Origin of the sequence: Crenobacter oryzisoli (assembly GCF_030385785.1) — a bacterium.
Taxonomy (GTDB): Bacteria; Pseudomonadota; Gammaproteobacteria; order Burkholderiales; family Chromobacteriaceae; genus Crenobacter_A; species Crenobacter_A oryzisoli.
On record NZ_JAUEDK010000006.1, the window covers coordinates 106,274 to 119,525 of the forward strand.

General features: G+C 64.1%; 11 protein-coding genes. 5 read left to right on the top strand and 6 right to left on the bottom strand.

All coding sequences use genetic code 11. The annotated features are described in order from the left end of the window. Positions 1-376: 376 nt before the first annotated feature. The 3 genes from QU481_RS05225 to selD all read right to left on the bottom strand — a co-directional run bounded on the left by QU481_RS05225 (position 377) and on the right by selD (position 2,632). Positions 377-793, bottom strand: coding sequence for an RNA-binding S4 domain-containing protein (locus tag QU481_RS05225; RefSeq protein WP_289828848.1), 417 nt, complete (start codon positions 791-793; stop codon positions 377-379). Further along, a complete protein-coding gene (locus QU481_RS05230; RefSeq protein ID WP_289828849.1) occupies positions 790-1,443 on the bottom strand; it encodes a fumarylacetoacetate hydrolase family protein in 654 nt (217 codons plus the stop codon). The genes QU481_RS05225 and QU481_RS05230 overlap by 4 nt, the downstream gene beginning before the upstream one ends. 148 nt (positions 1,444-1,591) lie before the next feature. Further along, on the bottom strand, positions 1,592-2,632 hold the full coding sequence (selD, locus tag QU481_RS05235; RefSeq protein WP_289828850.1) for a selenide, water dikinase SelD: 1,041 nt from the start codon (positions 2,630-2,632) through the stop codon (positions 1,592-1,594). 20 nt (positions 2,633-2,652) lie between these two features. Between selD and mnmH the strand changes: the two genes are divergently transcribed. Together mnmH and mnmC are read left to right on the top strand one after the other, a co-directional pair. Then, positions 2,653-3,693 (top strand): tRNA 2-selenouridine(34) synthase MnmH, encoded by a 1,041-nt coding sequence (gene mnmH, locus QU481_RS05240; RefSeq protein WP_289828851.1) that lies wholly within the window; start codon positions 2,653-2,655, stop codon positions 3,691-3,693. 53 nt (positions 3,694-3,746) lie between these two features. After that, the gene (gene mnmC, locus QU481_RS05245; protein WP_289828852.1) at positions 3,747-5,720 is read left to right on the top strand and encodes a bifunctional tRNA (5-methylaminomethyl-2-thiouridine)(34)-methyltransferase MnmC2/FAD-dependent 5-carboxymethylaminomethyl-2-thiouridine(34) oxidoreductase MnmC1; all 1,974 of its coding nucleotides are present in this window, start codon (positions 3,747-3,749) and stop codon (positions 5,718-5,720) included. A gap of 140 nt (positions 5,721-5,860) precedes the next feature. Here mnmC and QU481_RS05250 read toward each other — a convergent pair whose 3' ends face one another. Then, complete coding sequence (locus QU481_RS05250; RefSeq protein ID WP_289828853.1) at positions 5,861-6,301, bottom strand: acyl-CoA thioesterase; 441 nt, start codon at positions 6,299-6,301, stop codon at positions 5,861-5,863. Positions 6,302-6,699: 398 nt separating this feature from the next. Next, complete coding sequence (locus QU481_RS05255) at positions 6,700-7,995, bottom strand: hemolysin family protein (protein WP_289828897.1); 1,296 nt, start codon at positions 7,993-7,995, stop codon at positions 6,700-6,702. A 155-nt stretch (positions 7,996-8,150) separates the two neighbouring features. Between QU481_RS05255 and QU481_RS05260 the strand changes: the two genes are divergently transcribed. Further along, positions 8,151-8,480 (top strand): hypothetical protein, encoded by a 330-nt coding sequence (locus tag QU481_RS05260; RefSeq protein WP_289828854.1) that lies wholly within the window; start codon positions 8,151-8,153, stop codon positions 8,478-8,480. Positions 8,481-8,534: 54 nt separating this feature from the next. After that, a complete protein-coding gene (gene htpX, locus QU481_RS05265; RefSeq protein WP_289828855.1) occupies positions 8,535-9,416 on the top strand; it encodes a protease HtpX in 882 nt (293 codons plus the stop codon). An 84-nt stretch (positions 9,417-9,500) separates the two neighbouring features. Here htpX and QU481_RS05270 read toward each other — a convergent pair whose 3' ends face one another. Next, the gene (locus tag QU481_RS05270) at positions 9,501-11,384 is read right to left on the bottom strand and encodes a sigma-54-dependent Fis family transcriptional regulator (RefSeq protein WP_289828856.1); all 1,884 of its coding nucleotides are present in this window, start codon (positions 11,382-11,384) and stop codon (positions 9,501-9,503) included. Between the two features lie 272 nt (positions 11,385-11,656). Here QU481_RS05270 and adh point away from each other — a divergent pair, with 272 nt between their 5' ends. Next, positions 11,657-13,171 (top strand): aldehyde dehydrogenase, encoded by a 1,515-nt coding sequence (gene adh / locus QU481_RS05275; protein ID WP_289828857.1) that lies wholly within the window; start codon positions 11,657-11,659, stop codon positions 13,169-13,171. Positions 13,172-13,252 lie beyond the last annotated feature (81 nt).

A 13,252-nucleotide genomic window follows, 5' to 3' on the forward strand; every position in this document is an offset into this window, starting at 1 on the left:
CTCATTCTGTCATAGCGTTTTAACAGTCGGCAAGGGCGGTTTGCTGCGCCGCGCCAAGCGTTTCCGACCGCCTGATCTGGCGCCTGCTCCTGCCTCTTAGACGTTCTGGATAGGGGCGATTCATAGAGGCTTACACTGCCCCGCATCCTTACGGCAACGCTCGACAATGAAGCCAGCTTAGGGCGGCCCCAATACTGGAACAAGTACAATAGCTATCCTAGTATCAAACACTACCAGTCAACGACTCAAAACGGTCGATGCAAGAATTGGACAGGATGAGGAGGGAGAAATTGCAGGACTCGCAAAGCACGCACTGCAAGGGGCGCCGTGGGCTTGGCCGCCATAGCGTTCAGCCAAGCCTGGGGGGCGGGACGGCTCAGTGGCCGAAGCCCGACTTGAAGCGCTCGATGTCGCGGCGCGCCTTCTTCGTCGGCTTGCCGTCGCCGTGCGGGAAGCTGGCATGCTCGGCCTTGAGCAAGGCCTGTTTTTCCTCGCGGGCCAAGCGCACCGCCTCGTCCTCGCTATAGAGCAGCACCGCCTCCTTGGCCGGGCGGCGCTGGATCGCGAGCGCCAGCACCGTCACCTGGTACTCGAGCTGATTCAGGCGCAGCTCGAGCACGTCGCCCTCACGGACGTTGCGCGAGGCCTTGACCCTATCGCCGTTGACGAGCACGCGGCCCAGTTCGATTGCTTCGTTGGCCAGCGCGCGCGTCTTGAAGAAGCGTGCCGCCCACAGCCATTTGTCGAGGCGGACCTTGTCGTCGTCCTGCTCCATTACTGCTTGCTTTTTCATGCTGCCACCGAGAAGCTGGCGCGCACCAGGCCGTGCAGGTCGAGTTCGAGCCTGTCGCCAGGATGGATCGCCGCGACGCCTTCCGGCGTGCCGGTGAAGATCAGGTCGCCGGCTGTCAGGCCGTAGATGTGCGACAGGTAGCTGACCAGCTGCGCCACAGGGAACAGCATCAGCGAGGTATTACCGGTCTGGCGGGTTTCGCCGTTGACGTTGAGGGTGAAGCCGAGCGACTGCGGATCGCGCACCAAGCTCGACGACACAAAATCGGACACGCAGGCCGCACCGCGAAAACCCTTCGCCTTGGCCCACGGGTGGCCCTTCTGCTTGGCGATGCTTTGCACGTCGCGCGCGGTAAGGTCAAGGCCGATGCCGTACCCGGCGATATGCGCCAGAGCGCAGTCGGCCGGGATGTTGTCTCCCCCCTCGCCGACCAGCAGCACCAGCTCACACTCATGGTGCACGTCGTGCGAGTAGTCGGGCAGCACGATGGACTGGCTTTCGTCAATCAACGCCGAGGTCGGCTTCAGGAACACCATCGGCTCGGGCTCGATCGTATTGCCTAGCTCGGCAGCGTGCGCGGCGTAGTTGCGGCCGATGCAGAACAGGTTTGAAACCGGCAGCGCCTGGCCATCCAGCGTAATTGTTTTCATCGTGTTGTCTCCTGTGTAGAAGCCCATTGTACGCAAAAACGCCGCCAGGCTCGGCCATGGCGGCGTTTTTCTTGGCCGGAATCAACCAACTGTCGACAGTTTGACCAAATAGCAGAGGTGCCGGCGCTTTTGGCCGGCGTTGACCCGCTCAGCGCACTTCGACGTGCGGGCCGCCCTGTTCCAGTCGGCCGATCTTGGCAGCGTAGGCAAAACCGGCGTTACGGAAGTGCGCCAGCACTTCGTCGGCCCCGGCAGGGTCCACCGCCACCAAGAGGCCGCCACTGGTCTGTGGGTCAACCAGGATGCGGCGCTGCCACTCCGCGACATCGGCACCGAACTTCACCCCGTCGCCGAAGCTCGCCATATTGCGCTCGATCGCGCCCGGGCCGATGCCCTGCTCGGCCAACGGCAGCGCCTCGGCGAGGATAGGCACGTCCTTCATCTCGACGATGCCGGTCAGGCCAGCGCCGCGGCACAGCTCCAGCAGGTGGCCGATCAAGCCGAAGCCGGTCACGTCGGTCAGCGCATGCACCCCAGCTAGCGACGCAAGTTCCGCCCCAACGGTGTTGAGCTTGGTCGTCGTGGCGATCAGCTCGGCGTAGCCAGCCTCGGACAGCATGTCCTTCTTCATCGCCTGCGCCAGCACGCCGACGCCGAGGCCCTTGCCGAGGATCAGCACGTCGCCGGCCTTCGCCTCGCTGTTGCGCTTCAACTCTTTAGGATGCACTACACCGAGTGCGACCAAGCCGTAGATCGGCTCCGGCGAGTCGATAGAGTGGCCGCCAGCAAGCGGGATGCCGGCCGCGTGGCAGACCGATTCGCCGCCGTCGAGAATAGCCTTGATTGTCTCGACCGGCAGCACGTTGACCGGCATGCCGACGATGGCCAGCGCCATGATCGGCTTCGCCCCCATCGCGTAGATATCGGACAGCGCGTTGGTCGCGGCGATGCGGCCGAAGTCGTACGCATCGTCGACGATGGGCATGAAGAAGTCGGTGGTGGCGACGATAGCCTGGCTCTCGTTGAGCTGGTACACCGCTGCGTCGTCGCAGGTCTCCGCGCCGACCAACAGATTAGGGAAAGCCACCTTCTCCTTGGCGCCGGACAGGATCGACTCCAGCACCGACGGCGCGATTTTGCAGCCACAACCACCACCGTGAGACAATTGCGTCAATTTGATTTCAGCCATGGCTTACCCCATTTTCCAACATGCTATTCAAGGTCGCGAACGTAGCACAGCGTACCCAGTTTGACGAGATCATCGACGTGCGCACGCCGTCGGAATTCGCCGAGGACCATCTGCCCGGCGCGATCAACTGCCCGGTACTCGACGACGAAGAGCGCGCGCGCGTCGGCACACTGTACAAACAAGTGTCCCCGTTCGAGGCGCGCAAGGTCGGTGCTGCATTGGTGGCGAGAAACATCGCCCGCCATATCGAGGAGCGCTTTCATGATCGACCGAAAGACTGGCGGCCGCTGATCTATTGCTGGCGCGGCGGCCAGCGCAGCGGCGCTGCCACGATCATCCTCACGCAGATCGGCTGGAAGGCATCCCAGCTTGAAGGCGGTTACAAGGCCTACCGCCACGAAGTGATCGAGAAGCTGGCGAAACTACCGACGGCACTCGACTTGCGCATGGTGTGCGGACCGACCGGGTCGGGCAAGAGCCGGCTGCTCGCCGCGCTCTCGCGTACCGGCCACCAGGTGCTCGACCTCGAAGCCCTGGCTCGCCACCGCGGCTCGGTGCTCGGCAAACTGCCGGACGAACCGCAGCCGGCGCAGAAGGGCTTCGACTCGCAACTGCTCACAGCGATCGAGGCGCTCGACCCTGCACGACCGGTGTTCGTCGAGTCCGAGAGCAAGCGCATCGGCTTCGTGTCGTTGCCGGACGCGCTGTTCGCGCGCATGCACGCCAGCCCCTGCCTGATGGTCGATGTGCCGATGGCCGAGCGGGTGCGCTTTCTGTGCGAGGACTACGATTTCTACCTGCAGGACCCCGAAAGCCTGGTGCGCCAGCTCGGCTTTCTGAAAGGCGTGTACGCCAATCGCGACCTCGAGGCCTGGTACGCGATGGCGCGCGAGGGCCACTTCGCCCAGCTCGTCGAGGAACTGCTGGTGCGCCATTACGACCCGCTGTACTTCCGCTCAATGAACCAGCACTACCCGCAACTGGCCGATGCGCCGCGCCTGACGCTGGCGAGTCTTGCGCCCGACGCACTGGATGCCGCCGCTGCGGACCTGCCGCTGTAACCCTGCCCGATCCGGCTCCGGCCGGATTGGGCCAACCTTTGTTTCCAAATTCAATGAGCCACCACGCAGAACTCGACTGGTCCGAAGGGCTGCCCGCCTCTACCCGCTTCGGCGACGTGTACTTCTCATGCGCCAGCGGGCTGGCCGAGACCCGCCACGTGTTCCTCGACAACAACCGCCTGCCGGAACGCTTTGCCGCGCTGACTGCGGGCGACACCTTTACCGTCGCCGAGACCGGCTTCGGCACCGGGCTGAACTTCCTCGCCGCTTGGCAGTGCTTCGCCGAGCATGCTCCGTCCGGAGCGCGGCTCGCCTTCGTCAGCGTCGAAAAGTATCCACTGACACCGGCCGATCTCGAGCGGGCGCTGGCGCTGTGGCCGGAGCTGGCCGAATTCGCCGCGCCGCTATTGGAACAATACGACTGGCTAAGCCCGGGCTGGCACCGCTTTGTGTTCGATAACGGCCGGGTGACGCTGACCTTGGCGGTCGGCGACGCGCTAAGCATGTACCCGCAACTCGATATGCGCAGCAGCCACGGTGTCGACGCTTGGTTCCTCGACGGCTTCGCGCCGTCGAAGAACCCGGAGATGTGGCAGCAACCGCTGTTCGACCAGATGGCCCGCCTCGCAGCCCCCAGGGCCACCTTCGCCACCTTCACCAGCGCCGGGGCGGTACGGCGCGGCCTCACCGTCGCCGGCTTCGCAGTGCGCAAGGTGGCTGGCTACGGCCACAAACGCGAGATGAGCGTCGGCGAGCTGACCGAGAAACCGGAGTCGGGATGGCAGGCGCCGTGGTATGCCCCCCCCGTGCCACCGGCAGTCAAGACTGCGCTGGTGATCGGCGGCGGACTCGCCGGCGCGTCAACCGCACACAGCCTGGCGATCCGCGGCTGGCAGGTGACACTGCTGGAGCGGCACGGGGCACTGGCTCAGGAGGCGTCCGGCAACCCGCAGGGCGTGCTCTATACGAAGCTGTCCGCCCATTTCACCCCGCTGACCCAACTGGTGTTGTCCGGCTACGGCTATTCATTGCGCACGCTCGCCAAGCTGTTGCCACAAGGCGAGGCCTGGCAGCGATGCGGCGTGCTGCAACTGGCACAGGATGCCGACACCGCCGCCAAACAAACCAAGTTGGCCGAAGCCGGCCTACCGACCGAGGTGCTGCGTACGATCGACGCGGCCGAGGCATCGGCACTCGCCGGCATCGCACTCAGCGACGGGGGGCTGTGGTTCGGCCAGGGCGGCTGGGTCAACCCGCCGGCCCTGGTCAACGCGCTGGCCAGCCACCCGAACATCCGCGTGCTGACCCACGCCGGGGTACTGAAGCTGAAACGCAGCAACGACGAATGGTGCGCGCTCGGCGTGCAAGGCGAACTGGCCCGCGCCCCAGTCGCTGTACTGGCTAGCGCAGCCGACACGCGCGCCTTCGATGCCACTGCCGACCTGCCACTCAAGCGCATCCGCGGCCAGGTGTCGGTGACGCCGGCGACAGCGGAAAGCCTGTCTCTGAAGACGGTGCTGTGCGGCGAGGGCTATGTGTCACCGGCGCGCGAAGAAGCGCACTGCTTCGGTGCCAGTTTCAAGTTCGACAGCGATGACCTTTCGACCAACGTCGAGGAGCACAGGGAGAACTTGGCGATGCTGGCCGAACTCGCCCCTTCGCTCTACGACGCGCTCGGCGGTGCCGCGCTCGACCCGGCTGTACTCACCGGCCGCGCGGCGTTCCGCTGCACCAGCCCCGACTACTTGCCGATCATCGGACCGGTGGCTCGCAGCGAGGCGCTCGCCACGACTTACCGTGAGCTCGGCAACGACGCCAAGGCCCAGCCGGATACGGCCTGCCCGTACGAGCCGGGCCTGTACGCCAACGCCGCGCACGGCTCGCGCGGGCTGATCACCGCACCGCTGTCGGGCGAGATCCTCGCCGCGCAGCTCAACGGTGAAGTTGCGCCGATCGGTGCCGCACTGATGGACGCGGTGCACCCAAACCGCTTTGCGATCCGGCGGATGATGCGCAGGCAGGGGTGAACAGGGTGCTGCGACGATAAAAACTCAATTAGCCACGGAATCCACGAGAAACACTGACAAACCCTTCGCTCAACTGTGGAGTTGGAAGGTTTATTTCTGTGTTTTCCGTGGATTGCGTGGTAAAAGAAAGCCCTATTTCCTCAGACGCAGCTTGCCTCGTATACGGCAACGGCCGCTTCGATCGCAGCGCGGATGTCGTTCGGAATCGGTACCGACTTGCCGGCCTGGTAGTCGACCCACACCAGCGTCGCCTCGGCGGCGGCATAGACCGTCTCCGGGTCATCGTCACGATAGAAGTGATGATGCAACTTCAGGCTGCTCTTGCCGAGCTTTTCCAGCTCCAGCGTCACCACCACGGTCGCCGGATAGGTCAGCTCGCGGCGAAAGCTGCAGCCGGTACTGGCGATCACCGGACCGATACTGTTGGGGTCGATGCCATGGCCGAGTTTTTCCAGCCAGTTCAGGCGGGTCTGCTCCAGATAGCGGAAATAGTAGGTGTTGTTCAGGTGGCCGATGGCGTCCATATCGCCCCAGCGCATCGTGATGGTTTCGCGTGCGATAACCGGCAACGACTTTTCCATGAGTTCCTCGTGCTTGGCTACGTTGAGGGGACGGCTCAAGGATCGCTCGAGCACGCCGCCTGATTGTTGTTAACGCACGTTACCATAAAATTGCCGTTATCCGCTTGTCACACACCGTCACACAAGGCCCATAAAAGTCCTGTACGAAACCGCCGCCCCCCCTCGCATACTAAATTCACGTTGCAGCCCCCCCCCAGCGGATGCGCCCTCCCCCCGTAAGGCACATCCGTCGCCTGCAGCGTGGTCTGACCAGTTCTGGATTCTGGACATCCTGACATCCTTGTTTTCCACCCCGTCCTCCCCGGCGGGGTATTTTTTTGGTGCAAGCATGGCGTTCCGAGTCGAACAGGCGCAAAAAAAGGCCGGGGCTAAGCCCGGCCCGTTCGCCATCATGGGATTCAGCGCTTTTCGTCTTCGGTCGGCGCTTCAGCGGGACGCCGCCGCACCAGCACCTTGTCGACTCGGGTCTTGTCCATGTCCACCACCTCGAACATCAGGTCCTGCCACTCGAAATGATCGGTTACCGCCGGCACGCGGCCCAGCTGATACATCACGAAGCCGCCCAGCGTGTTGACGTTGCCGGTGTCCTCACCCGGCAGCTCGTGGTCGATATCGAAGTGTTCCTTCAAGCGGTCGATTGCCAGCATGCCATCGATCAGCCAGCTGCCATCCTCGCGCTGCACGATCTCGTCCTCGTCGGACAGGTCGGCCTCCGGCAGATCACCCACGATCGCTTCGAGCACGTCGTTCATCGTCACCAGCCCCTCCAGCTCACCGTACTCGTCGATGACCAGTGCGATGTGGGTGCGGGTCTTCTTGAACTGTTCCAACAACTGCATCGGCGACTGGGTCGCTGGAACATAGAGCGGTGGCTTGACGGCTTGAGCCAAATCGATAGTCTCGCCAGCCAGCAGGCAATTGAGCATGTCCTTGGCACTGACCATGCCCACGATCTGGTCGAGGTTGCCCTTGCACACAGGGAAACGCGAGTAGCCGCTTTCCCGCATCTGCCGATAATTCTCTTCGGCGCTGTCTTCGAGGTCGAAGCAGACGATTTCCTTGCGCGGCGTCATGATCGAGGCAAGGCGGCGGTCATCGAGACGGAAGATATTTTCGACCAGTTCCTGCTCGGCGCGCTCGAACACCCCCTCCTCGGCGCCCTGCTCCATCAGCACGCGGATTTCTTCCTCGGTGATCGACGGCTCCTTGCTCTTACCCGAGCCGATCAGGCGCAACACGGTGTCGGTGGTCAGACTCAGCAGCTTGACCAGTGGCGCGCCGATCTTGGACAGGTAGCGCATCGGCCGCGCCACCACCGTGGCGATCATCTCGGGGTTGTGCATGGCGATGCGCTTGGGCACCAGTTCGCCGAAGATCAACGTCAGGAAAGTGATGATGACCACCATCACCGCGGTGGACACCGGGCTGGCATAGCGGGCAACAGAGGAAAACTGGCGCATCCAATCGGCCAGCTCGGCGGCAACCGTGGCCTCGCCGAACACCCCGGACAGGATGGCGGTGGACGTCATACCGATCTGAATGGTGGACAGAAAACGGGTGGGCTCGCCCGACAGCTTCAATGCGATCGCGGCGCCACGATTGCCTTCCTCGGCCCACTGCTGCAGCCGGACCTTGCGCGACGAAACCAGAGCGATTTCGGACATGGCAAAAACGCCATTGATGGCAATCAACATCAGTACTATCAGAACGTCCACGAGCTTTCCACGGTATGAGCAATGCGCAAGCTTAAGGCCGAATCGGCCTGTTTGGAAGGCGGGTGCGGCGATATGGCGGCGTGCTACCATACCGGTCGCTTGAAAAACCCTGCAAAACCGCCATCTTCAAGAGCATGATCCAGCCCACCGCCGTCGCCCGGCAATCGCTGGCGTTTGACGACAGCCTCACCTCGCTATCCGGCCTCTTGCCGGATCAGGAGCTGTGGCTATTGGTCATGGCCGGCTGGTGCCTGTTGCGTTGCCCTTGGCTGGTGCTGAACAATGCCTTCGCGCCGCTGCGCCTGCTGGCGCGATTAGTGATCGGCCGCCGCTCGCTCGTGGCGGTGCTGTACCGGCTGTGCTTCAGGCCGCCAAGCCCGGCCAGCCACATTCTGGCCCGCCACGTGGAAACACTGTTCGCCTTGCCGCTCGGCCTGCGGCCGCGGCTGCCACTGCGCTTATAAGCCGAACCTGTCTGCCTCTTCGCCTATTCCCTACCCAGACAGGATTACTTACCGATGAAACGCATCGTTCTCTTTCTTCTGACCAACATCGCCGTGATGGTGGTGCTGAGCCTGACCGCGTCGCTGCTCGGCGTGAATCGCTTCATCACCGCCAATGGCATGAACTTCACCGCCCTGTTGGGCTTTGCCTCTGTGTTCGGCTTTGGTGGCGCATTCATTTCACTGTTCATGTCCAAATGGATGGCCAAGATGTCGACCGGCGCGCAGGTGATCGACACCCCGCGCAACCCGACCGAGACCTGGCTAATGAACACCGTGCAGCGTCAGGCAATGGCCGCCGGCATCCCAATGCCGGAAGTGGCGGTCTACGACTCGCCGGAGGTCAACGCCTTCGCCACCGGTCCGAGCAAGAGCAATTCGCTGGTCGCGGTCAGCACCGGTCTGCTCTACAACATGACCGAAGACGAGGTCGAGGCGGTGCTGGCGCACGAGATCAGCCACGTCGCCAACGGCGATATGGTGACGTTGACGCTGATCCAGGGCGTGGTGAACACCTTCGTGATCGCGATCTCGAAAGTGGTCGCGTTCGCGGTCGACCGCGCGCTGTCGAGCAATAACAACGAGGAAAGCAATAAAGCGCCGGGCATGGCCTATTACATCACCAGCATGGTCTGCGAAATCCTGCTTGGCTTCCTTGCCAGCATCATTGTGATGTGGTTCAGCCGCCAGCGCGAATTCCGCGCCGACGCCGGCGCCGCCGGCATCGCAGGCCGCCAGAAGATGATCGCCGCGCTCGAAAGGCTGCGCGCGCAGCACCAGCCGGCACAACTGCCGAGCCAGATGCAGGCGATGGGCATCAACGGCGGCTTCCGCTCGCTGTTCAGCTCGCACCCGTCACTGGAGGACCGCATCGCCGCGCTGCGCAGTGCCCCGTAAACAGCGCTGCTTGACCGAAAGCCGGACCCGAGGGTCCGGCTTTTTCATGCCCTTCGCTTTCTCAGGACCGCTCACCAGCTGCGCCTACCCCGCCCGTCTGCGCTGCCGGTACAGCGTGCTGCGGCTGATACCCAGCGCCCGGGCTGCTGCGCTGACGTTGCCGCCGCAGCGCGCCAGCGCTTGCTCGAGCAGCGAGTCGTCCAGTGGCTTGGCTTCGTCGCGCAGCATGTCCTCGCGCAGCTCCTCCGGTAGATGATCCAGTGTCAGCGTGTTGCCGTCATCGGCCAGCGCCAGCAGTGTCGCCAAGAGATTGTCGAGCTCGCGCAGATTGCCCGGCCAGGCGTAGCGGCGCATTGCCTGCAACAGTGCCGGCGCGAGGCTGATGTCACGGGAACGGGCGCCGCGCGCGTCGAGCAGCTGCTGGGCGATCGCCGCGACATCGCCACGCTCGCGCAGCGGCGGCAACCGCAAGGGATAGTGACACAGCCGGTAATAGAGATCGGCACGGAAGGCCTCCTGTTCGACCAGCCGCTTGAGCGGCCGATGGGTGGCACAAATCAACCTCAAGTCGACCGAGTGTGAGGTACCTCCCCCCAAAGGGGTGACCAGCCGGTCCTGCAGCACCCTCAAGAGGCGCGCCTGTAGCGCCAGCGGCATGTCGCCGATCTCATCGAGGAACAGCACGCCGCCGTGCGCCTCGCGCAGCCGGCCACGGCTGCCCTGGCGCCGCGCACCGGTGAATGCGCCCTCTTCGTAGCCGAACAATTCCGCCTCGATCAGCCCGTCTGGGATCGCCGCGCAGTTCACCGCGACGAACGGCCCGCGCGTCCGTGAGCTGGCCTGGTGCAGCCAGCGCGCAAAGCGATCCTTGCCGACCCCGGTCTCCCCTTGCAGCAGTACCGGGATGTCGGCCTCGAACAGCCGCAGTGCCCGTGTGGACAGCTCGTCGGGCAAGCCGGCCTCGCACTGCGGCTGGACAGGCAAGACTGCTGCCGTCGCCGGAGCCTTCGCCACGGCCTCTCGATCTGCAACGGAGCGCGGTCGCGCGGCTGGCGTCGCAGACGCGGCCGGTAGCAGCCTGGCTGACAAAGGCAGCCGGCCACCGTGGGGCAGCAGGATCGTCCCCACGCCGTAGCGGGCACGCCAGTGGCCGAGCGACTCGCCGAACAGGTCGGCAAAGCGATGCTGTTGCAGCGCCGACCAGTCAAGGCCCAGCCAGCCCAGCGCCTGGCGGTTGGCTGCCACCAGCCGCTCCGCCTCGTCGAAGGCCAGCCGCCCGGCTCGCGGCGTGCCGAGCTGGGTCGGGTCCGGGTGCACCAGCAGCGTGTCGTGCCGACCAAAACGTTGACCGAATAGCTGCTGCTCGATCAGCCGTACCGTTGCCTCCACCAGCTGGCCATGCCCGTCGCCGAGCCGGCGCGGCAGGCCGGACACGTCGATCACGCCGAGCGTCTGACCGAGCGGGTCGACCAGGGTGCGAGCGGTACACGACAGGCTGCGATTGCGCTCAAGGTAATGCTCGCCGCCGCGTACCCGCACGCTGCCACCCAGCGCCAGCGCCGTGCCGATCGCATTGGTGCCGCGCACCTCCTCGCTCCAGTCCATTCCCGGCGTCAGCGCCACCTGCTCGGCGCGATCGAGAAACGCCGCGTTGCCGCTGGCGTCCAGTATCAGGCCGCGCGCGTCGGCGACGATCACCACATGGCCATCGTCAACCACCCCTTCGAACAGGCCGTCCAGTGTCGGCCGAGCGAGCGCCAGCCAGTCGCCGTTGTACTCGCGCCGTTCTCGTAGCGTCTGTTCACCAAGCCGCTCGGCCTGGCGACGGCCTGCGGCCGGCATGCCCAATCCCAAGCAGCGTTGCCACGACTGCAGAATGGCCGGCGGCACCGCATCGGCGGGCAGCGTCTGGCCGTCGAAGAATCGGCGACGGGCCTCCTGCAGCGGCAGGTAAACAGTTTCACTCATGACGCTCTCCAAGGGGTGTCGCACTGTCGCGCGACAGCTGTGTCAGGCTGCAACAGTTGTTCTTCGGATTATTGGCGAACAACTGTTGCTTCCCAAGCTGAAACTGCCCGTCTTGCTTGCTGCATCGCGCAATATCCCTTCGATGTCTGCTAGGCAGTCGCCATACCGGACGGCCTTGCAATGCAGCATCACTTCTTGTTGGCACGGTTCCTGCACAAGTCTGGTCGGACGCCGCCGCCACGGCGCGTTTAGCCCCTACAGAGGAGACCACGATGAGCATTCTTACCCCGGCGCAGACCGGACTGACGCTGAAATCCCGCTACAGCAACTACATCGGCGGGCGCTGGTGCGAGCCGGTCAACGGCCGCTACTTCGAAAACGTCACCCCGGTTACTGGCGCGGTGCTGTGCGAGATTCCGCGCTCCGATGCAGAAGACGTGGAGCTGGCTCTGGATGCAGCGCACGCGGCCCGCGCTAAGTGGGGCCACACCCCGGTGACTGAGCGGGCACTCCTCCTCAACAAGATCGCCGACCGGATGGAAGCGAACCTCGACCTGCTCGCCACCGTCGAGTCCTGGGACAACGGCAAACCGATCCGCGAGACTCGCGCGGCCGACATCCCTCTCGCGATCGACCACTTCCGCTATTTCGCCTCGTGCATCCGTGCCCAGGAGGGCAGCCTCGGCGAGATTGACGCCAACACCGTGTCCTACCACTTCCACGAGCCCTTGGGAGTGGTCGGCCAGATCATCCCTTGGAACTTCCCGATCCTGATGGCGGCCTGGAAGCTGGCACCGGCGCTGGCGGCGGGCAACTGCGTGGTGCTGAAGCCGGCCGAACAGACCCCGTTGTCGATCCTGGTACTGATGGAGCTGGTCGGCGACCTGTTGCCGGCTGGGGTACTGAACGTGGTAAACGGCTTCGGCGTCGAGGCCGGCAAGCCGCTCGCGAGCTCCAAGCGCATCGCCAAGGTGGCATTCACCGGTGAGACCAATACCGGCCGGCTGATCATGCAGTACGCCAGCCAGAACCTGATCCCAGTAACACTGGAGCTGGGCGGCAAATCGCCGAACATCTTCTTCGACGACGTGGCACTGCGTGACGACGCCTTCTTCGACAAGGCGATCGAGGGCTTCGTGATGTTCGCGCTCAATCAGGGCGAGGTGTGCACCTGCCCGAGCCGTGCGCTGATCCAGGAATCGATCTTCGAGCGCTTCATGGAGAAGGCGCTGGCGCGGGTGGCGGCGATCCGCCAAGGCAACCCTCTCGATCCGAGCACGATGATCGGCGCGCAGGCCTCGCGGGAGCAGATGGACAAGATCCAGAGCTATCTGGCTATCGGCCGTGAGGAAGGCGCCAAGGTGCTGGCGGGCGGTCAGCGCGCCACGCTCGGCGACGGCTTGGAGAACGGCTACTACATTCAGCCAACCGTGTTCCATGGCCACAACAAGATGCGCATCTTCCAGGAGGAAATCTTCGGTCCGGTGGTGTCGGTGACCACCTTCAAGGATCGCGACGAAGCACTGGCGATCGCCAACGACACGCTGTACGGGCTGGGCGCCGGCGTGTGGACGCGCAACATCAATACCGCCTTCTTCATGGGCCGCCACATCGAGGCGGGCCGGGTGTGGACCAACTGTTACCACGCCTACCCGGCACACGCGGCGTTCGGCGGCTACAAGCAGTCGGGCATCGGCCGCGAGACCCACAAGATGATGCTGGAGCATTACCAGCAGACCAAGAACCTGCTGGTCAGCTATGCGGAGGACAAACTCGGCTTCTTCTAATCGAGTGTACGGCCATGGTCCGGCGCTGACCGGGCCGGCTGTATCCTGAAAAACAGTCGGCCAACCCTCAAGGTTGGCCGA